Source organism: Dactylosporangium darangshiense (genome assembly GCF_039537565.1).
Taxonomy (GTDB): domain Bacteria; phylum Actinomycetota; class Actinomycetes; order Mycobacteriales; family Micromonosporaceae; genus Dactylosporangium; species Dactylosporangium darangshiense.
The window spans coordinates 66,989-93,766 of the sequence record NZ_BAABAT010000047.1; the positions used below are offsets into that span (position 1 = coordinate 66,989).

22 protein-coding genes are annotated in these 26,778 nt (G+C 72.5%); 9 read left to right on the plus strand and 13 right to left on the minus strand.

Translation table 11 applies throughout. The annotated features are described in order from the left end of the window. Positions 1-3 precede the first annotated feature (3 nt). The gene (locus ABD901_RS47630; protein ID WP_345138759.1) at positions 4-399 is read right to left on the minus strand and encodes a DUF6153 family protein; all 396 of its coding nucleotides are present in this window, start codon (positions 397-399) and stop codon (positions 4-6) included. Positions 400-471: 72 nt separating this feature from the next. Between ABD901_RS47630 and ABD901_RS47635 the strand changes: the two genes are divergently transcribed. Then, the gene (locus tag ABD901_RS47635) at positions 472-1,230 is read left to right on the plus strand and encodes an alpha/beta fold hydrolase (RefSeq protein WP_345138761.1); all 759 of its coding nucleotides are present in this window, start codon (positions 472-474) and stop codon (positions 1,228-1,230) included. On the opposite strand, the gene ABD901_RS47640 is transcribed toward ABD901_RS47635, so the two are convergent. Next, complete coding sequence (locus tag ABD901_RS47640) at positions 1,227-2,501, minus strand: sensor histidine kinase (protein WP_345138765.1); 1,275 nt, start codon at positions 2,499-2,501, stop codon at positions 1,227-1,229. The two genes, ABD901_RS47635 and ABD901_RS47640, sit on opposite strands and share 4 nt — an antisense overlap. Then, positions 2,498-3,085 carry a response regulator gene (locus ABD901_RS47645; RefSeq protein WP_345138769.1) on the minus strand — a complete coding sequence of 196 codons (588 nt, stop codon included), beginning with the start codon at positions 3,083-3,085 and terminating at the stop codon, positions 2,498-2,500. Before ABD901_RS47645 ends, ABD901_RS47640 begins: the two co-directional genes overlap by 4 nt. Before the next feature lie 109 nt (positions 3,086-3,194). Between ABD901_RS47645 and ABD901_RS47650 the strand changes: the two genes are divergently transcribed. Genes ABD901_RS47650 through ABD901_RS47660 form a run of 3 tightly spaced genes read left to right on the plus strand, consistent with a single transcriptional unit; the run spans position 3,195 to position 6,852 of the window. Then, on the plus strand, positions 3,195-4,256 hold the full coding sequence (locus ABD901_RS47650) for an iron ABC transporter substrate-binding protein (protein WP_345138773.1): 1,062 nt from the start codon (positions 3,195-3,197) through the stop codon (positions 4,254-4,256). Positions 4,257-4,267: 11 nt separating this feature from the next. Then, positions 4,268-5,812, plus strand: a complete 1,545-nt coding sequence (locus ABD901_RS47655) for an ABC transporter permease (RefSeq protein WP_345138778.1) — start codon at positions 4,268-4,270, stop codon at positions 5,810-5,812. Beyond that, a complete protein-coding gene (locus tag ABD901_RS47660; protein ID WP_345138781.1) occupies positions 5,809-6,852 on the plus strand; it encodes an ABC transporter ATP-binding protein in 1,044 nt (347 codons plus the stop codon). Before ABD901_RS47655 ends, ABD901_RS47660 begins: the two co-directional genes overlap by 4 nt. Here the strand turns inward: ABD901_RS47660 and argS are convergent, their stop codons facing one another. The 4 genes from argS to ABD901_RS47680 form a co-directional block, all read right to left on the minus strand. Continuing rightward, on the minus strand, positions 6,853-8,577 hold the full coding sequence (gene argS, locus ABD901_RS47665) for an arginine--tRNA ligase (protein ID WP_345138786.1): 1,725 nt from the start codon (positions 8,575-8,577) through the stop codon (positions 6,853-6,855). Positions 8,578-8,643: 66 nt separating this feature from the next. Continuing rightward, positions 8,644-9,402 carry a class I SAM-dependent methyltransferase gene (locus ABD901_RS47670; protein WP_345138789.1) on the minus strand — a complete coding sequence of 253 codons (759 nt, stop codon included), beginning with the start codon at positions 9,400-9,402 and terminating at the stop codon, positions 8,644-8,646. Between the two features lie 22 nt (positions 9,403-9,424). Continuing rightward, positions 9,425-10,054: a phenazine biosynthesis FMN-dependent oxidase PhzG gene (gene phzG / locus ABD901_RS47675; RefSeq protein WP_345138793.1), complete on the minus strand. Its 630-nt coding sequence runs from the start codon at positions 10,052-10,054 to the stop codon at positions 9,425-9,427. A gap of 88 nt (positions 10,055-10,142) precedes the next feature. Further along, positions 10,143-12,986 carry an MXAN_6230/SCO0854 family RING domain-containing protein gene (locus ABD901_RS47680; protein ID WP_345138797.1) on the minus strand — a complete coding sequence of 948 codons (2,844 nt, stop codon included), beginning with the start codon at positions 12,984-12,986 and terminating at the stop codon, positions 10,143-10,145. A gap of 170 nt (positions 12,987-13,156) precedes the next feature. Here ABD901_RS47680 and ABD901_RS47685 point away from each other — a divergent pair, with 170 nt between their 5' ends. Further along, positions 13,157-13,561: a DUF3224 domain-containing protein gene (locus ABD901_RS47685; protein WP_345138799.1), complete on the plus strand. Its 405-nt coding sequence runs from the start codon at positions 13,157-13,159 to the stop codon at positions 13,559-13,561. Positions 13,562-13,798: 237 nt separating this feature from the next. Here ABD901_RS47685 and ABD901_RS47690 read toward each other — a convergent pair whose 3' ends face one another. The 5 genes from ABD901_RS47690 to ABD901_RS47710 all read right to left on the minus strand — a co-directional run bounded on the left by ABD901_RS47690 (position 13,799) and on the right by ABD901_RS47710 (position 18,511). Continuing rightward, positions 13,799-14,242 carry a PH domain-containing protein gene (locus ABD901_RS47690; RefSeq protein WP_345138802.1) on the minus strand — a complete coding sequence of 148 codons (444 nt, stop codon included), beginning with the start codon at positions 14,240-14,242 and terminating at the stop codon, positions 13,799-13,801. An 83-nt stretch (positions 14,243-14,325) separates the two neighbouring features. Then, positions 14,326-15,966 (minus strand): MFS transporter, encoded by a 1,641-nt coding sequence (locus tag ABD901_RS47695; RefSeq protein WP_345138805.1) that lies wholly within the window; start codon positions 15,964-15,966, stop codon positions 14,326-14,328. A 38-nt stretch (positions 15,967-16,004) separates the two neighbouring features. Continuing rightward, a complete protein-coding gene (locus tag ABD901_RS47700) occupies positions 16,005-16,589 on the minus strand; it encodes a TetR/AcrR family transcriptional regulator (RefSeq protein ID WP_345138808.1) in 585 nt (194 codons plus the stop codon). A gap of 63 nt (positions 16,590-16,652) precedes the next feature. Further along, positions 16,653-17,384 carry an ABC transporter ATP-binding protein gene (locus ABD901_RS47705; RefSeq protein ID WP_345138811.1) on the minus strand — a complete coding sequence of 244 codons (732 nt, stop codon included), beginning with the start codon at positions 17,382-17,384 and terminating at the stop codon, positions 16,653-16,655. After that, positions 17,381-18,511: an ABC transporter permease gene (locus tag ABD901_RS47710; RefSeq protein WP_345138816.1), complete on the minus strand. Its 1,131-nt coding sequence runs from the start codon at positions 18,509-18,511 to the stop codon at positions 17,381-17,383. Before ABD901_RS47710 ends, ABD901_RS47705 begins: the two co-directional genes overlap by 4 nt. Positions 18,512-18,619: 108 nt before the next feature. On the opposite strand from ABD901_RS47710, the gene ABD901_RS47715 reads away from it, so the two are divergent. The 4 genes from ABD901_RS47715 (at position 18,620) to ABD901_RS47730 (ending at position 25,709) form a co-directional block, all read left to right on the plus strand. Continuing rightward, complete coding sequence (locus ABD901_RS47715; RefSeq protein ID WP_345138821.1) at positions 18,620-18,997, plus strand: VOC family protein; 378 nt, start codon at positions 18,620-18,622, stop codon at positions 18,995-18,997. 205 nt (positions 18,998-19,202) lie between these two features. Next, positions 19,203-20,984, plus strand: coding sequence for a sensor histidine kinase (locus ABD901_RS47720; protein WP_345138824.1), 1,782 nt, complete (start codon positions 19,203-19,205; stop codon positions 20,982-20,984). A gap of 58 nt (positions 20,985-21,042) precedes the next feature. Next, positions 21,043-24,132, plus strand: a complete 3,090-nt coding sequence (locus ABD901_RS47725) for an ATP-binding protein (RefSeq protein ID WP_345138827.1) — start codon at positions 21,043-21,045, stop codon at positions 24,130-24,132. A 5-nt stretch (positions 24,133-24,137) separates the two neighbouring features. Next, complete coding sequence (locus tag ABD901_RS47730) at positions 24,138-25,709, plus strand: bifunctional 3-(3-hydroxy-phenyl)propionate/3-hydroxycinnamic acid hydroxylase (protein ID WP_345138830.1); 1,572 nt, start codon at positions 24,138-24,140, stop codon at positions 25,707-25,709. Positions 25,710-25,744: 35 nt separating this feature from the next. Here the strand turns inward: ABD901_RS47730 and ABD901_RS47735 are convergent, their stop codons facing one another. Beyond that, positions 25,745-26,554, minus strand: coding sequence for a hypothetical protein (locus ABD901_RS47735; protein ID WP_345138833.1), 810 nt, complete (start codon positions 26,552-26,554; stop codon positions 25,745-25,747). Positions 26,555-26,778: the final 224 nt, after the last annotated feature.

The following is a 26,778-nucleotide window of genomic DNA, read 5'->3' on the forward strand; positions in this document are numbered from 1 at the left end:
GTCCTATGTGCGCAGGACCGACACCGTGGCGAGGGTGAGACCGACCCGTCTCGGCGGCGGGGCTCGCGGGCCGGTGCGTGCGGTCCGGCCGGTCAGGTGCGCCGCTCCCGCGGCCCGGCGGCCGTGCAGCAACGCGGCGGCGAGCAGGAGCACGGCGAACGCGACGAGCACGGCGAGGCACACGTCCCAGCCGCTCATCCCGTGGTGGCCGTTCGCAGGCCCGTCCAGCACGGGGGCGTCGTGCGCGGCCGTCGCCATGTGACCTGTGTGCGCCGGGGTCGTCAGATGCGGCCCGTCGTGGCCGAGAGTGTGCATGGCGGCCAGGCCGACCAGGGTGGCCAGCAGCAGCACCAGCCGGGCGGTCCGCCCGAGCCGGTCGTGCGCGCTGCCGTGTGCCACGTGTCCCACGGTACCGCCCGCCCGCCGCCGCAACCGTCGAGGCCTCTACGCCTCGGGGGCTAATCTATGGCTGTGCTCGAGGTCAATGGGGTGCCCACCTGGTACGACGAGCGCGGCGCGGGCGAGCCGGTGGTCCTGCTGCACGGCGCGATCGTCGACTCGCGCTGCTTCGCCGGCAACCTGGACGCGCTGGCCGGATCGTTCCGGGTGTACCTTCCGGAGCGGCGCGGCCACGGGCACACCCCGGACCCGGGCGGCCCGCTCAGCCCGCAGGTGATGGCCGCGGACACGGTCGCGTTCCTGGAGACGGTGGTGGGTGCGCCCGCGGCGCTGGTCGGCTACAGCGCGGGCGCGGTGGTGGCGCTGCTGACCGCGCTGGCCCGCCCGGACCTGGTGTCCCGGCTGGTGCTGATCAGCGGCGCGTTCCACCAGGACGGCTGGCTGCTGCCGTCAGCCTCGCCCGCCGACATCCCGCAGGTCATCTACGACCAGCACGCCGAAGTGTCGCCGGACGGGCCCGGGCACCTGACCTCCGTCATCGAGCGAATCGCCGCCTCGGCCGGGGCGGGCGACCTGGCGCTGACCGCGGCCGAGCTGAAGGCGGTCGGCTGCCGCACGCTGGTGCTCGTCGGTGACGACGACGCCGTCTCCCTGGAGCACACGCTGGAGCTGTACCGGGGGTTGCCCGACGCCGAACTTGCCGTGGTGCCGGGCGCCACGCACACGCTGCTGATCGAGAAGCCCCAGCTGTGCACCGGCCTCGTCACGGCCTTCCTCGGCGGCCCACCGGCACCGACACACATGCCGATCCGCCGGGCCCGCAGCGACTAGAGCGGCAGGCGGACGGTCGCCGTGCAGCCGGCGTCCGGGCGTGACCGGATGTCGAGCGTGCCGCCGGCGTTCGCCACCGCCTGCGTCATGAGCGCGAGGCCGAAGTGGCCGGGCTCGGGCGGCCGCCGCGTGTCGAAGCCCGCGCCGTCGTCGGCGACGGTGAGGCGCAGAGGGTCGGTGATGTCCAGCGTGACGGCGATGGTGCCGGGACGGCCGTGCCGGACGGCGTTGCGGACGAGCTCGCGGGCGCTGCGGGCGATGAGCAGCGCGTGGTCGTCGGTCAGTCCCGCGGTGTCGTGGATGTCGGAGACCCGGATGTCGAGCGCGACCGGCTCCGGCACCGCGGCGCGCAGCAGCGCCGGCAGCCGGCCGGCCAGGTCCGCGGCGCCGACCGCCGACGGGAGGACGTCGTCGGTGAGCGTGCGCAGCTCGCGGATGCTGTCGGCGACGATGGCGCGCGCCAGTGTGGTGGCCGGGCCTACGGTCAGCACGACGTTGGCGGCGGCCAGGTGCTGGATCGGCCCGTCGTGCAGGCGCTGGGCGAGCTCGCGGCGCTCCCGGTCGGCCGCCGTCATCGCCAGCGTGGCCAGCGCCGCGTCGTGCTCGGCGCGGCGCCCGGCCCGGCGGGCCGCGGCCAGGCTCAGCGGCATCGTGGCCAGCGCGAGGCCGAGCACGCCGGCCAGCAGCGGCGGCAGCTGCGTCGCGATCGCCTGGCCGGTGAGGGCGCCGGCGCTGACCGGCACGTAGGCCTCGAGGCTCATCGAGTGGCCGGCGGCGTCGCGGAAGTCGAGGAAGGCTTCCCGCAGCCGGCGGCGGTCGGCGGTCTCGTAGCGGTGTTCGCCGTCGTTGGGTACCTCACGGCCGCGCAGCACACCGGAGCCGATCGACCGCAGCGGTTCTTCGTCCCGAGTTCTGGTGGTGCCCTCCAGGCCGGGCACGTCCGACACGACGATCCGCGCCCGGTCGCCGTCGACGATCCACAGCTTGACCCGGTAGAGGGTGCCCGAGCGCAGGAACGGCTGCAGGTGGTCGAGGACCGCCGCGCGGTCGTACCCGGCCGGCCCGGCGAAGTCGTACGCGGCGAGGCTCGGGATCACCGCGTCGGCGACGGTCTTCGAGATCTGGGTCGCGTCGCGGCCGGACTGCTGGTGCCCGGTACGCCAGGCGCCGGCCGCCCCCGCGACGGTGACGACGGCGGCGGCGACGCCGGCGAGCGCGGCGTGGCGCAGCAGGGCCCGGCGCGGCGTCAACCGGCTGGGCGCACCGTTCATCGGAACCGGTCCGCGCGCGCCACGAGGCCGAGCCGGTCGGCGGCCAGGACGGCGTCGAGCTGGGACTGCACGCCGAGCTTGGACCGGATGCTCTTGAGGTGGTCGCGGACGGTGTGGACGGACAGCTCCAGCTCGCTCGCGATGCGCGTGGCGGGCCGGCCGGCGGCGAGCAGGGCGAGCACCTCGCGTTCGCGCGGGCTGAGCCGGGGGAGGGCCTCCGACGAGGGCTCGGCGCCGCGGATCGCGTCGAGCACGCTGCGCAGGGCGTCGTCCTTCGGCAGGAACACGTCGGCGCCGACCCGCCGGGCCCGTTCGGCGAGGCCGGGCTGGTCGTGGCCGGTCAGGACGATGAGCAGGGCGTCCGGGCGCAGCGAGCGCAGTCGCCCGACGACGGTGAGCCCGCCGCCGTCGGGCAGGTTCAGGTCGACGATGGCCACGTCGAACGCGCAGCCCGCGGCGGCGTCGAGGGCGCCGCGCACCGAGCCGGCCACGGCCACGCAGCGCAGGTCCGGCTGGGCATCGAGCGCGAACGCGAGCGCATCGGCGAAGACCCGATGGTCGTCGACGAGGAGTACGGCTCGCATGACCGGGTCGGCTCCTTCGCAGGCCCCCCACGTTTTGGGGGGTTGGCCGCCCTATCGAAGCACCGGCAGGGTGATTAGGCAAGCCTAACCTGACCTAAGGAACCGTTTCGTGCTGATCAACCGTTTCCGCCTCCTGCCGATGCTCGCCGTCCCGGCGGTGCTCACGCTGCTCGCCGCCTGCGGCAACGGCGGGTCGGAGCCGGCCGCCGCCCCGCCCTCGCCCGGCGCCGCGCTCGACCGCAACGTGACCCTGACGCTGTACAACGCCCAGCACGACACCGTGGCGAAGGCCTGGGTCGACGCGTTCACCGCCAAGACCGGCATCAAGGTCCAGATCCGGCAGGGCAGCGACCTGGAGATGGCCAACCAGCTCGTCGCCGAGGGCGGCGCGTCGCCCGCCGACGTGTTCCTCACCGAGAACTCCCCGGCCATGTCGCTGGTCGAGAACGCCGGCCTGTTCTCGCCGATCGACCCGGCGAGCCTCGCGCAGGTGCCCGCCGAGTTCGCACCGTCCACCGGCAAGTGGATCGGCATCGCCGCCCGGTCGACCGTCCTGGCGTACAACCCGGGAATGATCGGCGAGGCGGACCTGCCGAAGTCGATCATGGACATGCAGGACCCGAAGTGGAAGAACCGCTACGGCGCGGCACCCAAGGGCGCGGACTTCCAGGCGATCGTCAGCGCGATGCTCGAGCTCAAGGGCGAGGCGGCCACGAGCGCCTGGCTCGCCGCCCTCAAGGCCAACGGGCAGGCGTTCACCGGCAACACCGCGGCGATGAAGGCGGTCAACGCCGGCACCGCCGCCACGGCGATCATCTACCACTACTACTGGTACGGCGACCAGGCCAAGACCAAGGAGAACAGCAAGAACGTCAAGCTGCACTACTTCGGCAACAACGACCCCGGCGCGTTCGTCAGCATCTCCGGCGGCGGCGTGCTCAAGTCCAGCAAGCACCAGGCCGAGGCGCAGGCGCTGATCAACTTCATCACCGGCAAGGACGGCCAGACGGCGCTCGCCGGCGGCACCTCGTTCGAGTACTCGGTCGGCAAGGACGTCGCCTCCAACCCCGCGCTCAAGCCCCTCGCGGAGCTCAACGCGCCGAAGGTCGACGCGTCGAAGCTCAACAGCAAGACCGTCGCCGGCCTGATGACGACGGCCGGACTGATCTGAGCTCCCCGTTCATGCACCTTTTCGAAGCGACGGCGCGGCGGCTGCGGCCGCTGCGCCTGCTCGCGCTCTGCGTCCCGGTCGCGCTGTTCGCCGCGATCCCGTTGTTGTACATCGGGTTCTCCTCGATCCAGGCCGGCTGGTCCGGCATCCGGCCGCTGGTCTTCCGCCCGCTCATCGCCGAACTGCTGGGCAACACCCTGGCGCTGTGCGGCACCGCCACCGCCGGCTGCGTCGTGCTCGGCACCGCCCTGGCGTGGCTGGTCGAACGCACGTCGCTGCCGTACCGCTCGGCCTGGCTCGCGGTGCTGTGCGCCCCGCTGACGATCCCGGCGTTCATCAACAGCTACGGCTGGATCACCGTCCGGCCGAGCCTCTCCGGCCTGACCGGCGCGACGCTCGTGTCGATCCTGTCGTACTACCCGTTTGTTTTGCTGCCGGTGGCGGCCGCCGTGCGCGGCCTGGACCCCGCGGCCGAGGAGACCGCACGCTCCCTCGGCTCGGGCCCGGCCGCCGTGTTCGCCCGGGTGGTGCTGCCGCGCCTGCGACCGGCCCTGCTGGGCGGCGCGCTGCTCGTCGCGCTGCACCTGCTCGCCGAGTACGGCGCCATCGAGCAACTGCGCTACCCGACCTTCGCCACGGCGATCATCGCGCAGTACCAGTCGACGTTCGCCTCGACCGCCGCGAACACGCTCGCCGCCGTGCTCGTGCTGTGCTGCCTGGCGTTCGTGACGCTCGAGGTGCTGCTGCGCGGGCGCGCCCGCACCGCCCGGCTAGGCGCCGGCGCACCCCGCCCGGCGGTTCCGGCGCGCCTCGGCCCGTGGACCGCACCGGTGATCCTCGCCCTGCTGGGCCTGCTCGGCCTGGCGATCGGCGTGCCCGCGTACAGCGTGGCGCATTGGCTCACCTACAGCACCGCCGACGCCTGGGACCCCGGCACCCTGCTGCCGACGCTGTGGAGCACCATGCGGCTCGGTGCGCTCGCCGCCGGAGTCGCCGTCGTCGCCGGGTTCCCGATGGCGTGGCTGGCGGTGCGGTACCGCAGCGGCCTGACCACCGCGCTGGAGCGCAGCACCTATCTGGCCAGCGCGGTGCCCGGCGTCGTCGTCGGGCTGGCGCTGGTCAGCGCGTCGATCCGCTACGCCCGCCCGCTGTACCAGACGACGACGCTGGCCGTGGCCGCGTACGTGATGCTGTTCCTGCCGCGGGCGATGGTGAGCCTGCGCTCGGCGATCGGCCAGGCGCCGCCCGCTCTCGACGAGGCGTCGCGCGGGCTGGGGCAGTCGGCGCTGGCCACGTTCCGGCGCGTGACGGTCCCGCTGACCGCGCCGGGCATCCTGGCCGCCGCGGCGATGGTGTTCCTGGCCGTGTCCACCGAGCTGACCGCGACGCTCCTGCTGGCACCCACCGGAACCCACACCCTCGCCACCGAGTTCTGGTCGGCCACCGCCGAGATCGACTACCCGCGGGCCGCGCCCTACGCGGTCTGCCTGATCCTGCTGTCGGTGCCGGCGGCGTACCTGCTGCTGCGCCAGTCCACCAAGGGAACCTCGCGATGAGCGCGCTGTCGATCCGCAACCTCCACAAGGCCTACGGCCCGGTCCGCGTGCTCGCCGACGTCGGCCTCGACGTCGCCGACGGCACGACCACGGCGATCCTCGGCCCGTCGGGCTGCGGCAAGACGACCCTGCTGCGCCTGGTCGCCGGCTTCGACCGCCCCGACGCCGGCAGCATCGTCCTCGGCGGCCGCGAGGTCACCGCCGGCCGCCGCGGCCTGCCGCCGGACCAGCGCAACATCGGCTACGTCGCCCAGGAGGGCGCGCTGTTCCCGCACCTCACCGTGCACGCGAACATCGCATACGGCCTGCCCCGCCGCACGACGACCGCCTCGGCCCGCCGCGCCCGGGTGGCGGAACTGCTGGAGCTGGTCAGCCTGGATCCGGTGCTTTCCCGTCGGTACCCGCACGAGCTCTCCGGCGGCCAGCAGCAACGCGTCGCCCTGGCCCGGGCCCTGGCCCGTCGCCCCGCCCTGGTCCTGCTCGACGAGCCGTTCTCCTCGCTGGACACCGCCCTGCGCGCGACGACTCGGGCGGCGGTCGCGGCCGCATTACGCGCCGCGGGGGTCACCGCGCTGCTCGTCACCCACGACCAGGCCGAGGCCCTGGCCATGGCCGACCAGGGCGCGGTGCTGGCGCGCGGCACGTTCACCCAGGTCGGACCGGCCCGTGACGTGTACGCCCACCCGGCCGACCTCGACACCGCCCGCCTGCTCGGCGCCGGCACCGCCCTGCCCGGCAAGGTCGCCGACGGCACGGCCGTGTGCGCCCTGGGCGTCCTGCCCGTCGCCGGGCCCTGCCCGGACGGCGACGCGCACATCTTCGTCCGGCCCGAGCAGGTGCGGCTCGGCGCCACGGGAACCCCGGCGACCGTGCTCACCGCGGAGTTCCTCGGCGCCGACACCGCACTCACCCTCGAGCTGGGCGACGGCAGCACCCTGCAGGCCCGCGTCGACGGCGCATTGCCCTATGCGGCCGGCACCCCGGTCACGGTCGACGTCAGCGGCACCGTGCACGCGTATCCGCATCCGGCGATGACATAGCTACATCTCGTCCGGCGAGTCGATGCCGAGCAGGCCCAGGCCCAGCTGGAGCGTCCGGGCGGTCAGGTCGCACAGGACCAGGCGGCTCGCCCGGGTCTCACCGTCGGCCTTGAGGACCGGGCACTGCTCGTAGAACGTCGTGAACGCCGAGGCGAGGCTGTAGAGGTACTGGGCGAGCCGGTGGAACTCCAGGGTCGCCGCGACATCGTGGACGACGTTGCCGAACGCCAGCAGCGCGATGGCCAGAGCCCGCTCGGCGGGCGCGGCGACGGCGATCTGCTTGGCCTCGCGGTCGGGGGTGATCCCGGCCCGCCGGAAGATCGAGCAGATCCGCGCTCGCGCGTACTGCAGGTACGGCGCGGTGTTGCCGTCGAAGGCGAGCATCCGGTCCAAGTCGAAGACGTAGTCCTTGATCCGGTCGGTGGACAGGTCGGCGTACTTGACCGCGCCCAAGCCGACCGCCCTGGCCACGGCCGCGCGCTGGTCCTCGCCGAGGGCCGGGTTCTTCTCGGCGGCGACCGCCGCCGCTCGGGTGACCGCCTCGTCGAGCAGGTCGACGAGCTTGACCGAGACGCCGGCCCGGGTGCGCAGCATCTTGCCGTCGCTGCCGAGGATCGAGCCGTGGCCGACGTGTTCGGCCCGCACGGGCGGGACGAGCCAGCCGGCCTCCCGGGCGGCCTCGTAGATCATCTCGAAGTGCTGGCGTTGCGGCAGCCCGACGACGTAGAGCAGCCGGGTCGCGTGCAGGACCTTGATCCGGCGGCGGATCGTCGCGAGGTCCGTCGCGGCATACCCGAAGCCGCCGTCGGACTTCTGCACGATCAGCGGGAGCGGGTTGCCGTCGCGACCGGTGAATCCCGGCGGGAACACGCACTTGGCGCCGTCGGACAGCCGGAGCAGGCCCAGCGAGTCCAGCTCGTCGACGACCGACTGCAGCTGGTCGTTGTAGAACGATTCGCCGTCGTAGTCGTCGTCGGTGAGGCGCACGCCGAGCCGGGCGTAGACGGTGGCGAAGTACTTCTTGGACTCGCCGACCAGGGTCTCCCACAGCCGCCGGGTGGTCGGGTCGCCCGACTGCAGGGCGACGACGCGCTGACGGGCGCGGTCCTTGAACGCCTCGTCGGCGTCGAACTTGCGGCGGGCGGCCTGGTAGAAGCCGTTGAGGTCACCGACGGACAGCTCGTGAGCGGCCTCGGTCTCGCCGATGTCGAGGAGGTGCTCGATGAGCATGCCGAACGGCGTGCCCCACTCGCCGATGTGGTTCTGCCGGATGACGGTGTTGCCCTGCCACTCCAGCAGCCGCACGGCCGCGTCGCCGATGATCGTCGAGCGCAGGTGGCCGACGTGCATCTCCTTGGCGGCGTTGGGCGCGGAGTAGTCGATCGTGATTGTCTCCGGCGCGGCCGAGGCCGCCACGCCGAGCCGGTCGTCGGCGCACACCTCCACCAGCAGCTGACCCAGCACGGCGTCGGTCACGGTGAGATTGATGAAGCCGGGACCGGAGATCTCGACCCGCTCGCACACGTCGTCGAGCTGTGCCGCCGCGACGACCCGCTCGGCGATGGCCCGAGGGTTGCTGCTCAGCTTCCTGGACAGCGCCAGCGCCCCGTCCGACTGGAAGTCCGCCAGCTGCGATCGGCGCACGGCCGGGTCGACGGGCTCGCCCGCCACGGTCGCAAACGCCGCCGCCATCCGCTGCCGAAGCAGGCCTTCCAAGTCGGTCATAGCACCACCATCGCCGACGGCGGCACCGTTGGCCACGCATTTCCTCGTATGCGTCGCAGCTGAGAGCTACTGCGGCCGGCCGATGAGCAGGCGGAGCGAACCGGTGAACTCCGGCTGGGTGCGCAGGTGGCCGTAGCGCTCGTCCCACACCCCGCTGTCGAGGTCGCGGCGCAGGTGCTCGACCGCGCGGGCCTCGTCGGCGTCGTCGACGAACGTCCAGGCGGACTGCGAGCGGCGGACCGCCGGGTCGAGGAAGCGTTCGGGCCGGGCGTAGAACGCCTCGGTGAACCCGTCGGTGCAGTCGATCGGAATCCGGACCGGCTGGATGTCGCACGTGGCGCCGATGTGCTCGGCGATCAGCCGCATCGCGGGGTAGCGGCGGCGTTCGGCGGCGATGAGCTCCGGCGCGTACCCCGCGAGCCAGTACTCGTCGAGGGCGTCACCGTCGAAGGTGAGCACGACGACCGGCCCGCGCGCGACCCGGCGCAGCTCCCGGAGCCCGGCCACGGTGTCCGACCACTGGTGCACGGTGACGGAGGCCATCGCGGCGTCGAAGCTGTCGTCGTCGAACGGCAGCCGCTCCGCGGTCGCGTCCAGCGCCGGCACCCGGTGCGGCGGCCGCTGGGCGCGCATCGCGGCGGACGGCTCCACCGCCACGACGTAACGGTCGGCCGGCTCGTAGGACCCGGCGCCGGCGCCGACGTTGACGATCGTCCGGGCGTCACCGAGCGCGGCGTGCAGCTGCGCCTCGATGCGCGGGTCGGCCCGGCGCTGATTGGCGTAGCCGCGGCCATGACGGCCGTAGTCGACGTCACCGGCAAGCATGTGGTGCTCCTCCCGCGGGCGGTCAGGGTTGCAGGCGCTGCGGGGTCCAGCCGGTGGGGTGCCGGTCGTAGCGCAGGCGGCGGTGCAGCCGATCGACGCTGCCGTGCCAGAACTCGATGGCGGCGGGTTCGATGCGATACCCCGCCCAGCCGTCCGGCCGGGCGATCGTCCCGCCGGCGGCGAGCAGATCCGCGGCCCGTCGCCGCAGCGCCGCCTCGTCGTGCAGGGGCGCGCTCTGCCGGGACGCGGCGGTCGTGGCCTGCGCGGCGACAGGTCGTTCGGCGAACAGCGCGTCGGACTCCGCCGGGGACAGCTGCCGGACGGGCCCCGCGACGTTGACCTGCTGGAGCGTCTCACGCCAGTAGAACGTCGCCGCGGCAAAAGGCCGCGCGGCCAGGTCCGCGCCCTTGCGGCTGCCGGTGTGCGAGGTGAACACGAGGCCGTGCGGCTCGAGACCCTTCAGCATCACGATCCGGCTGGACGGCACACCGGCCGCGTCGGCGGTGGCGAGCACGATCGAGTACGGCTCGCGGACCCCGCCGGCGATCGCCGCATCGAGCCAGCCGCGCAGCAGGCCGATCGGGTCGGCGGGCGGGTCGTCGAACTCGGGCAGGATCAGTGAGGCGTCACCGCTCAACGTCTCGATCGCCATCCCTCGAACCCCCGTCCGTCGCGGAATCTCCCTTGCACCGTAACGAGGGTGGCCGCCGGGGGGGCGACCCCGTTCGCCGTCGGCTCCGTCACACCGCGATCGGCAGCGGTACCAGGCCCGCCATCAGGTCGGCGGCCGCGACCTGGGTCCATGGCTCGCCCGGCTCGCCGTCGACGAGCAGCGCGAGCGAACCCGCGCCGACCTCGCCGCCCATCGTCGCCGCGAGCCGGTCGGCGTCGCCGACCGCCGCGAACGCGCGCGGCGCCGGCCGACCGTCGGCGACCGCCGTGGTCTCGGTGCCGCTCGGCCGCGCGGCAGCGGCCCGCACGGCGGCGACCGAAGATGCCGGCGTGAACGTGCCGTCGGCGTGCGCGACGAGCACCCGGTCGGAGCGCGCGGCGGCGTGCCATGCCGCGACGTCGAGGAGCGTTGCCCGGTTGCCGGCGGCGAAGTGCTCCCACAGGTCGGCGGCGACCCGGCCCAGGCGCGGGCCGGTCTGGCCGACGTTGTGCCCGTAGCCGCGCGTGGTGAGGCTCGCCTCGATCCACATGACGTCGCCGGTGTGGACGTTGCAGACCAGCGGCGCCAGGGACTTCGCGTCGCCGCGCAGGGCGAAGCGCTGCAGGACCCGGGCCGGGTCGAAGGCGCCGGACCTGCCGTGCTGCGGCAGGGAGAAGCCCGCGAACGCCGCGGTCAGGGCCTCGAACGGCACGTCGTTGTAGCTCAGCACGACCGGCACGGCCCACGTCACGCCCGCCGCGCGCAGGCGGGCGCGGTCCAGGTCGAGGTACTCGGTCGCGCCGAGCGGCGGCGGGGCCGACGTCAGGTCGCCGGAGTGGATCGCGGCGTCCTTCGCGAACCGTAGCCGCGTGTAGTCGCAGTGCCCCATCGGCGCCCACGCCTCGTCGTAGAACGCGCACGACAGGTCCAGGTCGACGCGCGCCTGCTCGGTGTCGACCCAGTGCAGGAACAGGCGCAGGGTCGGTGCGTCGCCGAGCGCGCGGAGGCTGCCGCGCGGCCAGCCCGCCAGCTGGCCGGTGCCGGCCCGCTCGCGGGTCGGTGCGGGCACGCCGGCCAGGGCGGCGTCGAGCACGGCGACGTCGAAGCGCTCGAGGCGGGCCGCGCGGGCGGCCAGCTCATCGTCCACTGTGGAGCGGATGGCGTCGATCGCGCCGGCGGGCAGGGCGCCGCGGCGCTCGGGCTCCGTCCAGGTGCGCACGATGTCGCCCTTCGGGAAGAACGTGCGCCGCGGGGTGCCGGGTGCGGGGCCGCGCAGCCGGCGCGGTGCGCCGGGCGTGGCCACGACGGGCGGGCGGCGCAGGCCGAGGGCGCGGCGTACCGCGTCGCCGACCGCGCCGACCTCCCGCGCCGACGCCGCGATGGCGGCGACCGATCCGGCGGCCCGTACCACGACAGCGGCTACCTCTTCGTCGACGGCCACGGTGGCGTCGCGGCCGGTGAGCTCGGCCGCCGCCGAGGCCAGCACGCCCGGTGCGACCCGCGGCGCGGTCCGGGCGGCGGCTTCGAGCACGACCCGGCGCGTGTCGTCGTCGCCGGCCAGGCGCAGCAGGTGGTCGACGCGCCGCCACAGGTCGCCGGGGCGCTGGCCGAGCAGGCCGGCGGCGGCAGCGGCGTCGCCGCGCTCGACGGCGTCCTCGACGAGCGCCGCGAACGTGCGGACCCGGACCGACACGGTGCCGCCGGCGTGGGCGTCGAGCACGATGCGGCCCGGGCGGGCGGCGCTGGCGGCGGCCATGGCCCGGCCGAGGGCGCTGCCGGCCGGCGTGCGGGTGCCGCGCAGCGCCGCGAAGACCACGGCGGCGCCGGGGTGTGCGGTCACCGTCTCGTACGGGTGGAGGCGCTCCGCCAGGCGCTTCCACACCGTCGGGTGCCGCGCGACGTCCTCGGCGGCGGTGGCGCAGTCGAGGCCGTCGACGAAGGCGAGCACGGCGCGGCGCAGCGGGCGGGGCAGTGCACGCACGCGCGGTGGTGCGACGGTGACGCGCGGCTCGTGAACCGGGCGCCAGGCCTCGTTCGGGCCGCCCGGCTGCGGGCGGCGGGGGAGGATCAGGCCGGGGTCGCCGCCGGAGTACGCCCACAGCGTGCGGGCCACGTCGGTCACGGTGCCCCAGCGGGCCACGGCGGCGGCGAGGACGTCGGCGTAGGACGGGAGGAGCGCGCCGGCGTGCAGCGCCCACGCGAGCACGCAGGCGAGGGTCTCGCGGGCCGGCACCGTCGCCGGCAGCCAGTCGAGCCGGTCGGGCGCCGTGGCGGCCACGAGGGTGCGCAGGTCGGCGAGGTCCGCCGTGGCGAGCGCGGCCGGGCGGGCGACGAGGTCGTCGCGCAGGCGGGCGGCGTCCGCGGCCGGATCCTCGGTCAGCGCCATCCGGCGCAGCCGCAGGGGCGTGCCGTCGGCGGGCTTGCGCTCGAGCGCGACGACGGGCAGGTAGGCGTCGCCAGAGGCGAGGCGGCGGCCGCAGATCGGGCACGCCGAGTACCGCTGCGGGTCGAAGCACGCGGCGCACACGATGTGGCCGCAGGGGTCCAGTGGGTGGACGCTTCCGTCGGTACCACAAAGAATGCACGGCGCCGCGTCGTCCTGCAGCAGATGGACGATCAGCCGCTCGACGAACAGCCGCTCCGGGTCGGCCGGCGTGTCGGGGAAGTCGCGGAACAGCGGCACATGGTCGCGGTCGGCGCCGACTGTCTCGTCGGCGACGGCACACATCCAGTCGGCCCAGCGCAGCCGCGCGCCCGCGTCGAGGCCCGCGAGCCGCCGCCGCAGCGCCGGGGCGAGCAGCCAGCCCCGGGCGGCGAGGTCGGCCTCGAACGCGCCGACCCAGGCGTCGCCGTCGGCGGGGGCCGGGACCTCGGGTGCGGGCGGTGCGACCAGGCCGGCGCGGCGCAGCAGCACGGTGGCGAGCGCGTCCATAGAAAGGCATCCTCCGGGCGGGCAGGCAAAAGCCGGGGCGGAGAGTCGGAACGCTGGTTCCGGTCAAAGAGGTTTGAGAAGGAAGCGCACCTGGGAGCCGCCCCGGCCGGATCGATGGTACGACCGGAACGCCCCCGCCCGCCACGCCGTTTTTGCGTAGGCTGCGGCGCATGCGCGCTAACGGGACGTTCAGTGTGAAGACCTTCATGCCAACCGACGTCGTGCCCGACCCGGCGATCACCACGGCGCTGCCCGTGGGCATCTCGCGGATGGAGAAGTCGTACGACGGCGAGATCGCCGGCCGCTCGGCGACCCTGTTCACGGCCGCCTACGACCCGGCCTCCGGCGCCGGGACATACTTGGCGATGGAGTCCTTCGAGGGCACCGTCGAGGGCCGGACCGGCACGTTCAACTTCGTGCACTCGGCGTCGACGTCGGGCGCGGACCGCACCGGCGAGTACTTCGCGATCGTGCCCTTCAGCGGCACCGGCGAACTCGCGGGCATCACCGGCGGGGGAGGTATGACGGTCGACGCGGACGGCACCCACCGCGTCTGGTTCGACTACGAGCTGTGAGTACACCTCCCTAGTCGGATTCGCGGGACGAGGCCAACGGCAGCGGCGCCAACTCGTGGAGGCCGGCCGGGCGCACGTGGACGCCGCCCGGTGCCGGCCATTGCCTCGCCGGGCCGGCCGCCTCTATCCGGATTTCAAAGGGTCCGTCCACGACGGTCAGCCCGTCCAAAGCGCCTTGTCGACCGCGCGAGAGTCAGCCCGACACCTTCACAACATCACCACCCATCACCACCGCGCCTAGCGCGCCGCCGCGCGGGCCAGCTCCAACTCCGCGGCGACGCGCGCCGCAAGTGTGGTGTCGCGGGCGCTCTGCCGGATGGTGTAGGACGTGATCTGGGACAGTGTGAGCGTGCGTCCGCTGGTCAGATGGGCGACGGGAATCCACTGTCGATGGAAGGCCTGCAGCGGGTTCATCGAGTTCACCGGGTCCCTGCCGAGCTCGATGCGTTGCAGCTCGCTCCAGGCGTAGGTGCGGTTGCCCAGCAGGCCGTGCACCCGCAGGCCGCTGCGGGTGGCGACGAGCCGCAGGAACAGTGTCCGCAAGCCCAGTGCGGCGACGAGGGCGGCCAGCACCGCGAAGACCACCCGCGCGCCGCCGGCGGCGAAGGCCGCGCCGCCGCCGAGAAACGCGGCGAGCAGGAGGAAGCCAAGGCAGAGCAAGATCCGCCGGCTCGGATTCACGTACGTTCGCTCATCGATGACCAAAGACTCTATCGGCCGCCCGCCGCTCGCAACAAGCACGGATCGAGCCCTGCTGCCCTGGTCTACGGTGTGGGTGTTTTGGGAAGGGTGAGTGTGAGGAGTAGTCCAGCGGAGAGGGTGGCGGCTGCGATCCAGAGGGTGGTCTGGCTGGCGGTGATCATGGCGTTGGTTGCGGCTTGGGCGATGTCGTGGCCGTGGGGCGCGGCTTGAAGTCCTGCGATGGCGGTCCCGGCGCTTTGGCTGACGGCGGTGGTGATGGCGTTGGTCGTGTCGGCGGGTAGGTGTAGGGCTGCCAGGTTGTGGCGGGTGGCGTTGGTCAGCTGGTTGATGAGTAGTCCGCCGAGAGCGGCGACGCCGAGGGCGGAGCCCAGTTGCCGGATGGCGCTTTGGACGCCGGAGGCTTGGCCGCTTTGCTGTGATGGGACGTCCGACAGTAGGAGGGCGGTCAGTTGGGCTGTGGCCATGCCGACGCCGAGGCCGTAGACGAACAGCAGGACGCAGATCAGCCAGCTGGAGATCGTCGTGGACACGGTCAGTGCGAGGGCGGCGACGGCCAAGGCTTCCAGCGCAAGTCCGGCCTGGACGATGGCTCGACGCGACATGCGCTTCGATAGTTGCGGCAGCATGCCGGATATGAGGAAGGTGCCCAGGGCGAGTGCGACGATGACGGTGCCGGTTCCCAGTGCGGTGTAGCCGAGGCTGCCTTGCAGGAGTAGTGGCAGGGTGAACAGCAGGCCGAACTCGCCGAGAGCCACGATCATCGCGGCGATGACACCGGAGCGGAAGCTCGGCAGTGTGAACAGGCGTAGGTCGATCAGTGCGGGACGGCCGCTAGCTGCGCGGCGGCGTTCGTAGGCGATGAACGCCACGATGAGCACGATGCCGGCGGTCAGTGCGAGAGGTACTGGTGAGGTAGAGCCGTTCTCCTGCCGCCACCAGCCGAACCATTGTCCTTCGATGAGGGCGAAGACGATGGCGCCCATGCCGAGGGCCGACAGGACGACACCGACAGGGTCGCTGCCCGGTGTAGTCGTGGTGTCCCGGGTTTCCGGGACGGCGCGGATGATGCCGGTGAGGACGAGGAGTCCGATCGGGATGTTGAGCCAGAACGCCCATCGCCAGGAGGTGTCGGTGGCCAGCCAGCCGCCGACGAAGGGGCCGATGGCGGCCATGCCGCCGATGGCCGATCCCCAGACGGCGAAAGCGATGGTGCGGGCGCGGCCGGAGAACATGGCGTTGAGGGTGGACAGGGTGCTGGGTACGATCATGGCGGCGCCGACGCCCTGGGCGAGGCGGGATCCGATGAGCATGGGTGCGGTGGTGCTGGCTCCGGCGACTGCCGAGGCGGCCATGAACAGGATCATTCCGCAGATGAACAGCCGTCGTCGGCCGCGTACGTCGCCGAGGCGGCCGAGGGTCAGCAGCAGGGCTGCGAAGACGAGGGAGTAGGCGGCGTTAGTCCATTGCGCGTCGGCGGCGCTGAGTCCGAGGTCTTCGATGACGACGGGAAGCGCGACGTTGACGATGGTGGCGTCCATGATCACGATTGATACGCCGAGGGCGATGCAGATCAGCGCGAGCCAGCCACGCTTGTCGATGTGTTCTTGGGGCGCTGGCGCGCGTGTCTCGGTGGACGGCGACTGGCTCGGCTTGCTAATGCCGAGGGTGGTGTGCCGATTCGGGTCGGCTTGAGGGGTGCTCACCGAGTCATCTTACCGACATCATGTCGGTAAAGCGTGGGTCAGTTGGTGATCTTATCCACGTAGGGGGCGAGCAGTTCACGGGCGAGGCTGGTGGCGGCGCGCAGTGACAGACCGTTTTCGATCATGCGGCTGAGCGTGTAGACGATCGACTGGATCAGTTCAGCCATGCGTTCGGGGTGAGCTGTTCCGTGTTCGGCGAGTGCGGCTTGCAGCGGGACTCGAAGGCTGTCGTGCAGCAGCTTGCTGGAGGTGGCGAGGGCTTCGCTGCTGCCGATGCCCGACAGCGCCCGCACCAGTGCGTGGTCGCCGCGCGCGACGAGCTGCAGGTTGGCCTCGACGTAGGTGAGGATCTTCTGCCCGGGGGTTGGGGCGGCGTCCACGTGTTTACCGACGTGCGCCGCCCAGCGGGGAAACGTGTCGGTGACGAGGGCGTCGAACATGTCGGTGCGGGACTTGAAGTACGAGTAGGCGCTGGAGCGGGCGAGCCCGGCGTGCTGGGCGACGTCGGCGAGGCTGGGGATCTGGTCGGGGTTTTGTGACAGCAGGGCGCGGGCGGCGTCCAGCAGTGCGGCGCGCTGCGTGGCCCGGTGCTCGGCGACGGTCGAGGCTTGGATCTTCGGCACTGCGGCTCCCGTCTTCCCGGCGACGCGTGGCGGCTGGTTCGTGCCCGCGCCCCGCTGTCGTGTTCACTTGGCGGCGGTGAGCCTGCCGTCGACCATCTCGTAGACCGTGTCACAGTATTGCAGCACGTCATGGTCGTGGGTGACCATGACCACCGCCACCGAGCGGCGGGCGGCTTCGCGGGCCAGCAACTGCACGATGTCGTGGCTGCGAGCCCGGTCCAACGCGGCGGTCGGCTCGTCGACCAGCAGGACATCGGGCTCGGTCACCAGCGCCCGGGCGATCCCGACGCGTTGCCGCTCGCCGCCGGACAGCTGGTCCGGGCGCCGGTCGGCCTTGTCGGCCATCCCGACCTCGGCCAACAGTTCATAGGGGTCGCGGGTGGTGCGCTCGGCGCGTGGTCCGAGGCGCTGCACCAGGCGCAGCTGGTCGACGGCGGTCAACGCGGGCAGCAGGTTACCCGACTGGAACACGAACCCCACATGCCGCCGCCGCAGATCGGTACGTACCCGGCGGCTGGCGACCGTCATGTCATGCCCGGCCACGGTGACGCTGCCCTGGTCGGGGCGGGCCAGACCACCGGCGACCGCGAGCAGGCTGGACTTGCCCGCGCCGGACGGTCCGACGATCGCGGCCAGCTCGCCCGGCCGCACGGTCAGATGGACATCATCGAGGGCCTGCACGGTCTCTGCGGCATTGCCATGCCGCAGAAATACCGCCCGCAGCTCCAGCCCCGGTTGCCGGGCCTCGCTGCGGTCGGCGGACGCAGCAGTTGGGGCAATGGTGCGGCTGTTCATCGGTTTCCTCCCAGAGCGGTCGCGGGGTCGATGGACGTCAGGCGGATGACGGCGGCGCCCGCACCGACCAGGCCGAGCACGACCAGGCCGACCGCGGCAGCACCAATGCTCGGCGGATTCAGAGCGAACGGAGCACTGCTGCCTGCGACCCAGGCGCCGAAGCCGAGCCCGATGCCCACTCCCACGATCACCGCCCCGGTCAAAAGGACGAACGCCTGCATCAGCGCGTCGCGCAGCACCCAGCGAGTCGAAGCCCCCAGCGCACGCAAGACAGCCACTTCCTGCTTGCGCTGGATCGCCCACACGGCGAAGAACGCGCCCGCCACGAGCGCCGAAATCGCGTACAGGAAGCCTTGGATCAGTTGCAGGGTCGTCGTCTCGGCCGTGTAGCCGGGCGAGGCGCCGTAGGACTGCGACAGGGTGAGGCTCTCAGTGCCCACCGCCGCGTCACCGGCGGCCAGGTCCACCGACTTACCGGACTCGGCCCGCACCGCGACAGCGGTGATCTCCTGCGCGGCGTGCGACGGCAACTGCGTACCCGGAGCCGTACCGGACTTGATCGCCTGCCACAGCGCCAGCGGGACGTAGGCGACATCCACATGCCCGAACGTGTCCTGCTGGCGGGTGACACCCACCACCCGCATCTTGGTGCCCAGCCTCGCCACCGTGACCACATCGCCGATGTGCAGACCCGCATCCAGCGCGGTCGGGCTCACCACGATCCCATCCGAGACGCCGAGCCTCTCCCCGGCACTGACCGCCGGAGACACGAACGAGCCAGGCTGCACCCCGAACAGCGCCAGATCGATCTCAGCACCCTTGTCCGTGCGGGTGTTGACCAGCATGTTGCCGAACGGAGCAGCGTCAGCGACTCCCGGCCGCTTCTGCCATGCGTCCACCGCCGACATGTCCACGACACTGCGCGAGAACGCCGAGTCGGTCTGCACACCATGCGCGAACGCGAACGAGGTCACCGGCAGGTTCTGCAGACCCGACACACCGTCACGGACCAGACCGACCGACAACCCCGACAACATCACCATCAGCACCGCGATCAGCGCTATCACCGCGGCCACCAGAGCAAACCGCACCCGGGCGAACCGTAGCTCCCTCCACACCAGGAACATCAGCGGCCACCCACATAACTTATCGACATCATGTCGCCATGTTATCAACACTCTGTCGGCAACACGTCGGGCCTCGGTGTCGCTTCCGCCACAGCACCGGTAGAGATCATGGTGTCGTTTATCCGGAACGTTTCCTTCGACTGCTCTGATCCCTATGCCTTGGCAGGGTTCTGGAGCGGTGTGATCGGCCACCCCGTACATCCGGAGTGTGTCCCCGGCGACGCGGAGGTCGTCATCGAACCACTGGATGGTCCTCGGCTGTTCTTCCAGGCCGTGCCGGAGGGCAAGGTTGTCAAGAACCGGGTGCATGTTTGCCTGCAGCCCCGGGACCGGGACCGCGACACGGAGGTCGACCGCCTTCTCGCGCTGGGTGCGACCATGTTCGCCGATCACCGCACGCCCGACGGGGCCGGCTGGGTCGTGCTGCATGACCCAGCCGGAAACGAATTCTGCGTGACGCGCTCATCTTCGCAGCGGCATTCCTGAGGGCGGCGCCGGTCGTACAGCCAATGTTGTCCACGACTGACCGCAGCGCGACCGGTGGACCGATGGCGCGCGGCCACCGTCACAGCAACGAAAAGGTGACCATACGAACGATCCAGGGCAACCTGGATAAGCTCGAACTATGCGTTCGGGGTTCCTGTTGCGAATGGTGCGTCCGACGCCCCCACCGATTGGAGTTGGGATCGCGGTGGCTATTGTCCTGGTCGCCGCGGAGACGCTCTTGATCTATCCACTGAAGACGATTACGAGAGCGCCGTCCCTGGCCATGGTCTATCTGCTCGGCGTCGTCATGGTATCGATGGTGTGGGGACTGACGCTGGGATTCGCCACATCACTGGCGAGCGTCCTGGCATACGATTTCTTCCACGTCCCACCCATTCTGGGGCTCGCGGTCGCCGATACCCGCGACTGGGTCATGCTCGCCGTCTTCGCCGGAGTTGCGACGGTGACCGGCGCCTTGGCGGACCTGTCCCGATTGCGGGCTGAACAGGCCCAGGAATCCGACCTCACGGCTGACATGGCCGCTCTGCTGCTCAGCACGGACGACGTTGCCGCCGCGCTGCCCGCGGCCGCACGACGGATCGCGCACGCGCTCGACGTGCCGGGTGTGGCGATCAAGCTCGAGGCCATTCCCGGCATCGGACAGCATTCGGTATTTCCGCTCCGCGACGGCGCGACCTCGCTCGGGACCCTGCAGGTCCCTGCCAATCTGCCTGAGGCGTCGCTGCGTCGTCTGCAGGAGAGGGTCGTCCCGTCGCTCGAGTCGCTACTACGCGCTGGCCGCGAGCGTGCGGCGATACTTGACTCTCTGAGGCGCGACGAACTGCGGCTCCTCGCCAATCAGCAGGCCGCGTTGCGGCGGGTGGCGACGCTCGTCGCGCGTGGCGCCAGTCCGGCCGAGGTCTTCGCCACGGTTACGGCGGAGGTCAGCCAAGTCCTGGGCGCGGGTTACACGACGCTGTTGCGCTACGAGCCCGACGCCACGGTCACCATCGTCTCGTCCAATCAGCCCACACTGACGTCGTTGGGGCACCGCCCCTGGCCGGCCGGCAACGGCAACATCGCCGGACTGGTGCGCCGAACCGGTCGCGCCACGTGGATAGACAACGACGAGGACGCCGCCAGCCCCGGCGCCCGCAAAGGTGAACCGGACATTCGTGCCAAGATTGGCTTGCCGATCGTCGTCGAGGACCGGCTGTGGGGCGCTGTCGTCGTCTCGCCAAGGCGGATCGAGCCCTTACCGCCCGACGCGGAGGAACGCATCAAGGACTTCACGGACCTTGCCGCCACCGCCATCGCGAACGCCGACAACCGCGCCGAACTCATCGCGTCCCGTGCCCGCATCGTCGCCGCCGCCGATGAGGCACGTCGGCGCATTGAACGCGATCTGCACGATGGCGCCCAGCAACAGCTCATCTCAATCGGGCTTGAGTTGCACGCGGCCGCGGGTTGCACGACGCTCGAGCAAGTCAAGGCACAGCTGTCGGATGTCGCGGCAGACCTCCAGAGCGCACTGGAGAATCTGCGAGAAATGTCGCGAGGCATTCACCCCACGATTCTGACCACAGGTGGACTGGAGCCGGCACTCAAATCGCTCGCTCGCCGTTCTGCAGTCCCGGTGGAGCTGGACGTCCATCTCGATCAACGATTGTCTTCGAGCGTCGAGGTGGCCGCCTACTACGTCGTGTCGGAATCGCTGACGAACGCGGCAAAGCACGCACACGCGTCGCTCGTGCAGATCGTCGCAAGGCTGCAAGGAGAGACGCTCCAGCTCTCGATCCGTGACAACGGAGTCGGGGGAGCGGACCCTGACAAGGGATCCGGACTCACAGGCCTGATCGACCGCATGGTGGCGCTCGGTGGGCACATGACCATCACGAGTCCTGCGGGCGGCGGGACATCATTGTCGGCCGCCATTCCGACCTTGCACCCCGACCCGTATCACCCGCCTGCCCCGGTCAAGCGCTGAAGCGAGATAGACCAGGTAGGATCGGCGGGTCTGTGCCGGGAGCGACGAGGGAAACGCCGTGCGGTTCGGGATTCTGGGGCCGTTGCTGGTGTACCGCGACGGCGAACCGGTCGCGGTTGGGAGCCCCAAGCAGCAGGCGTTGCTGTCCCTGCTGCTCCTGCGGCCAAACCGGCTGCTCACGGCCGACTGGCTGGCCGACGCGCTCTGGGACGGCTCGCCGCCCTCGAGCGCGCTCGTGACGCTGCGGACCTATGTCGCGGGCTTGCGTCGCGCCCTCGAACCCGGTCGTGGGCCGCGCTCGCGGGGCCGGATCGTGCGCTCCCACACCGGCGGCTACGAGCTGTGTGTAACGCCCGAGGCGATCGATGCCGTGCGGTTCACCGCCCTCGCCGACGAGGGCGCTCGGGCGCTTGCCGACGGCGATCCCGTCGCGGCCGAACGGTGGTGTACCGAAGCCCTGGGCCTGTGGCGTGGTGACCCGGCGGTCGCCGACCTCGCCGCGGTACGTCCCGACGTCGCCCGCCTCACCGAGGCCCGGCTGACCGCGGAGGAGGGCCGGCTCGCAGCCGCCGTGGCCGCCGGGCGCCACGGTGCGGTGCTGCCGGACCTGCGGCGCTTCGTCGACGGGCATCCGGCGCGGGAGGCGGGACGCGAGCAGTTGATGCTCGCCCTGTACCGCGCCGGCCGGCAGACCGAGGCGCTCGAAGTGTTCGATGCGGGCCGTCTGCTGCTGGCCGACGAGTTCGGCGTGGAGCCCGGCCCGCGGCTGCGCGAACTGCACCGCCGGATTCTCACCCACACGGTTCCGCACGCCGCCGCACCCACCCCGGCGGGCCTGGCGGGCGGGGAACGCCGGAGGTCGCTCGTCGGCCGGGATGCCGAGCTGGCCCGCCTGGCGCAGCTGCTGGCAGCGGCGGGGCGCGACGGCGGACGTATCACCACCATCGTCGGCGAGCCCGGCATCGGCAAGACCAGCCTGGCCGCCGCGGTCGCGGACCAAGCCGCCGCGGCCGCGATCCCGGTCGTGTGGGGCCGCTGCCCGGACCTCGGCGAGGCGCCACCGTTCTGGCTGTGGACGCAGGTCCTCCGCGGTCTCGCGGTACTGCCGGGATCCGACGAGCCCGGCGCGAGCACGGCACTTTCCGGCTTCACCGCCGAAGCGGCGAACGGCGCCGACGGGCCGGACCCGGCGGCCCGGTTCCGGGCCTATGAGGCCGTTGCCGGACTCGTCCACGCGGTCGCCGAGCCGTCCGGCCTGGTCGTCGTCCTCGACGACCTGCACGCCGCGGACCCCGACTCGCGGCTGCTGCTGCGGTACCTGGCCACCACCGTCCACCGCAGCCGGGCGCTGGTCGTCGTCACGTCGCGGCCGTACGACCACGACGCCGGGCTCGTCGCCACGCTCGCCGACCTGGCCCGCGCCGCCGGCGGCGGGCAGCTGCGGCTCGAGGGCCTCGGCAGGGCCGCGGTGGCCGATATGGTGCACGACCGGACCGGCGCGGCACCCTCCGCCGGGCTCGTCGAGCGGCTGGTGCACCGTACGGGCGGCAATCCGTTCTTCATCACCGAGCTGCTCGCGTCCGCCGGCCCGTCCGGGAACCGGGACGCGTTGCCCCCGACCGTGCGCGACGCGGTCCTGCTGCGGCTGCAGGCACCCGACCCGGCCACCCGCGAGTGTCTCGACCTGCTCGGCGTCGCCGGCCGCGAGCTCGACCTGCGGCTGCTGAACTCGGCGACCGGCACCGATGCGGCCGAGCTGCTGGCCGCCCCGGCCGCCGCGCACCTGATCGCCGGGGCCGGTCCGGGCTCGGTGCGGTTCCGGCACCCATTGTTCGCCGAGGTCACCTACGCCGAGCTGGCCGCGCCGAGGCGGGCCGTACTGCATGCCCGCCTGGCCGGCACCGCCGCGGGCATGCCGGGCCTGGGCGGGCTGACCCCGGCGGAGCTGGCCCGCCACTACGGGCAGGCGGTCGGGCTCGGCCACGGCGAGGACTTCCTGCGCTGGACGCTGCGGGCCGCCGACGACGCCACGTGGCGGCTGGCGTACGAGGATGCCCTCGTGCACCTCGACCGCGCCGCCGCCCGGCTCGCCCCCGACGCCGCCACCTCGCCTGACGCGGCCGAGACCGAGCTCACGGTACAGCTGCATCGCACCTCGCTGCTGCAGATCACCGTCGGCGTGGGCAGCGACGCGGTCGAACAGGCCGCGGCCCGCGCCCGGCGGCTGCTCCCGCTCGCCGGCCCCGGCGCCGACCTGCGCATGGGGCTGTGGACGCTCGGCGAGGTCGCCTGCAACCGGGCCGAGTACGCCATCGCCGCCGACCTGGCATGCCGGCTGACCGGCGCCGCGCCGGACGACGACCCGCTGATCGCCGCCGCCGGGCCCTACCTGCTCGGTGTCATCGGCTACTTCACGGGCCGTCTCGCCGAGGCCGACGCGCAGCTCACCATCGCCGCCGACCTGCTGCGCACGGTCGAGCCGCGAAGGCTGCGCGGGCAGGTCGGGCGCACCCCGACGCTGTCGCCGTACAACTTCCGGGCGCTGGTGCGCTCGCTGCGCGGCGACCGGCGGGCGGCGCACGCCGACCTGGCGGCCGCGCAGCAGCTCGCCGAGCACGCCGACGACCCGTACGGCCGGGGCAACGCCGTGCTGTTCGCGGCCTGGGTGGTCCTGCAGGAGCGCGACGCCCCCGCGGGCCGCGAGGCCGCCGAGCGGTGCCGTGAGATCGGCGGGCGGCAGCAAATGCCGCATTTCGTCGGCATCGGCGACTTCCTGGCGGACTGGGCGGCCGTGCACGGCGGCGAACGGGCGCGGCTCACCGCGATGCGGGCTGCGGGCGAGGCCATCTACCGGCACGGGCTGCGGTCCACGCGCACGATCACGATCGCCGCGATGGCCGACGCGTACCTCACGGCCGGCGACCCGGCGACCGCGGCGGCGCTGGCCGACGAGGGACTCACCGCGGCCGAAGCCGTCGGCGAACGGGTGCTCACCGCCGAGCTGCGCCGCGTGCGGGGCCTGGCCCGCGGCGACGACCAGGACGTGCGGCGCGGCGCCGCGATCGCCGCCGAGCAGGGCGCCGGGTTACTGGTGAGCCGCTGTGGAGACCGGCCTCCACAGGATCTCCACAGCCGTCGTCTTCGCTAGGCGGCATGCATCCTGAAGTCGTCGTGGTGGGCTGCGGGCCGGTCGGCGCGCTCACCGCCAACCTGCTCGGCATGCGCGGCGTGCGCACCCTGGTCGTCGAGCGCAGCACCGCGCCGCACCAGCAGCCCCGCGCGTTCTCCTGCGACGACGAGGCGCTGCGGGTGTACCAGCAGGCCGGGCTGCGCGACGAGGTGGCCGCCGACATGTACCCGCCGCCGGTCGTCGACTACGTCGACGGCAGCGGCAGACCCTTCGCCACGATCGCCCTCGACGAGATCGACTTCGGGCTCGGCAGTGCACCCCTGCACTTCTTCGACCAGCCGCGCCTCGAGGCGTCGCTGCGCGCGGGCTTCGACCGGTTCCCGCACGTCACCCTACGCACCGGCGTGGAGCTCGCCGACCTGACCCAGGACGGCGACGGCGTCACGGTCGGGCTCCGCGACGTCGCAACTGCCGAGGGCAGCACGGTGCGCGCACGGTACGTGCTGGGCTGCGACGGCGCCCGGAGCACGACGAGGACCGCCGCCGGCATCCAGCTGGTCGGCGCGTCGTACGAGGAGCCCTGGCTGGCGGTCTCCGGCGACGTCGCGCCCGGCGGGGTCCGCCAGCCGCGGACCCGGTTCGTCTGCGACTGGCGCCGTCCCGCATTCGTTTCGCCGGGCGCCTTCGGCAGCCATCGCCTGGAGTTCATGCTTCGCGACGGCGAGACGCCGGAGGAGATGAGCCGGCCGGAGACGATTGCCCGGCTGGTGGCCCCGTACGTCGATCCGGAGCGCTTCACCGTCACCCGCGCCGTCGTCTACACCTTCCACCACCTGCTCGCCGAGCGGTGGCGCAGCGGACGCGTGTTCCTGCTCGGCGACGCGGCTCACCAGATGCCGCCGTTCCTGGGCCAGGGCCTGTGCAGCGGCCTGCGCGACGCCGCGAACCTCACCTGGAAGCTCGCGCTGGTCCTCGACGGCACGGCGGGCCCCGACCTGCTCGACACCTACGAGGCCGAGCGGCGCCCGCACACCGAGGAGATGGCGGTCCCGAGTGTCCGTTTGGGCAAGGTGTTCCTCGTCCGCAACCGCTACGCCGCCGCCGCGCGCGACGCGGTGCTCCGCGCCGTGCAGATCGTGCCCCGGGTCCGCCGTTTCGTGCGCCACTTCGAGTTCAAGCCGGCCCCGGCGTTGCGTACGGGCATGCTGTCCGGCGGCGCTCGCAAGGGCCCGATCGGCAGGATGTTTCCCCAGCCGGAGGTCACGACCCCGGGCACGACGACCCCGCGCCTGCTCGACGACGTGCTGGGCCCGGCCTTCACGGTGATCGGCCCGGGCGTCGACGCACGGACGGCGGCCGCCTGGGCGGGGCCCCCGGCGACCTTCGTCCGGGTCCTGCTGGCCCGTTCGTCCGGCTCGCCGAGCGCACCGGCCCACGACGTGATCAACGTGGTCGACGTCAACGGCGTGCTCGGCGAATGGTTCGACCGCCATCGGGTCGACCTGGCCGTGCTGCGCCCGGACCGCTTCGTCTACAGCACCACCGCGGACGCCGTGCCGCTGCGCCCCGAGCAGCCGCGTCCCGCGACCGTCTAACTACCACGACCTGAAAATCACGACCTGAAAGCAGGTCACGCGGGGCGGGCGCGGCGGGCGCCGCGGAGGTCGAGCAGCAGGGCGACGGCCATGACGAACAGGCCGACCGTGGTGAGCGCCCGGATGCCGAAGAACAGGTAGTCGCCCCACAGTGCGGGCGGGGTGACGTCGGCGGGGAGGGTGCGGGCGGCGATCAGGTCGCCGGTCGTGACGACCGTGCCGGGCAGCAGCAGGAACAGGCCGGCGGCCAGCACGTAGCGGTTGGCGCGGCGGGTGAGGACCCAGCCGGCGACCAGACCCAGCAGATAGCCGGCACCGGTGAGCGGGCCTACGCGGGCGGGCTCGGCGCGGCCGAAGTCGACCGCGACCACCTCGGCGGTGTGGCGATCGGTGGGTGAGCCGTCGACGTGGGCGGGGTAGGCGTGGACGGACCATTCGCCCTTGCTGGCGGCGATGCCCTGGTAGGCGGGGTCGTCGCTGGTGTGCCAGCCCTGCGCGGCGAGGCCGGCGCGGAGGGTGTCGAGAGGTGTCCCAGTGGTGAGCACTACGGCGCCGGCGTTGTAGTCGTCGTCGCCGATGAGCCAGGTCATCGGGCCCGGAGTGTGCTCGTAGGCGAAGGGTGCGTCGTGGCGGGCCACGACGGTGAGCCGGGCGTCCGGCGCGGCGGGCTGGACCAGGGCCAGCACCGCGGCGTCGGTCGGGAGCGCCGGTGCGCCGCGCCAGCCCAGCCAGGCGCCGAGGGCGGCGCCGACCGCGGCCACCGTGAGTGCGGAGACCACGGCGGCGACGAACCGGACCAGGCCAGCGGCCCGCGATTGGGCGGCGGGTGCGGAGATGGTGGTCATCGATGCGTTCGTTCCTCTCGCAGTGGCCGCGGCCGACGCCGTGGCTCAGTAGCACCAGATGGATTGTGGACGGTGACCCAACTCCACCGTGAGACTAAGGGATCGCAGGGAAATAACCCGTAGCTTCCGTGAATGTGGTCCGTTGATGTGTTATAGGCGTCATGCTGCAGACCCACGAGATGCTCGTCGCGAAGTTTGAGGCGATCCTGCCGCATCTGGACGAG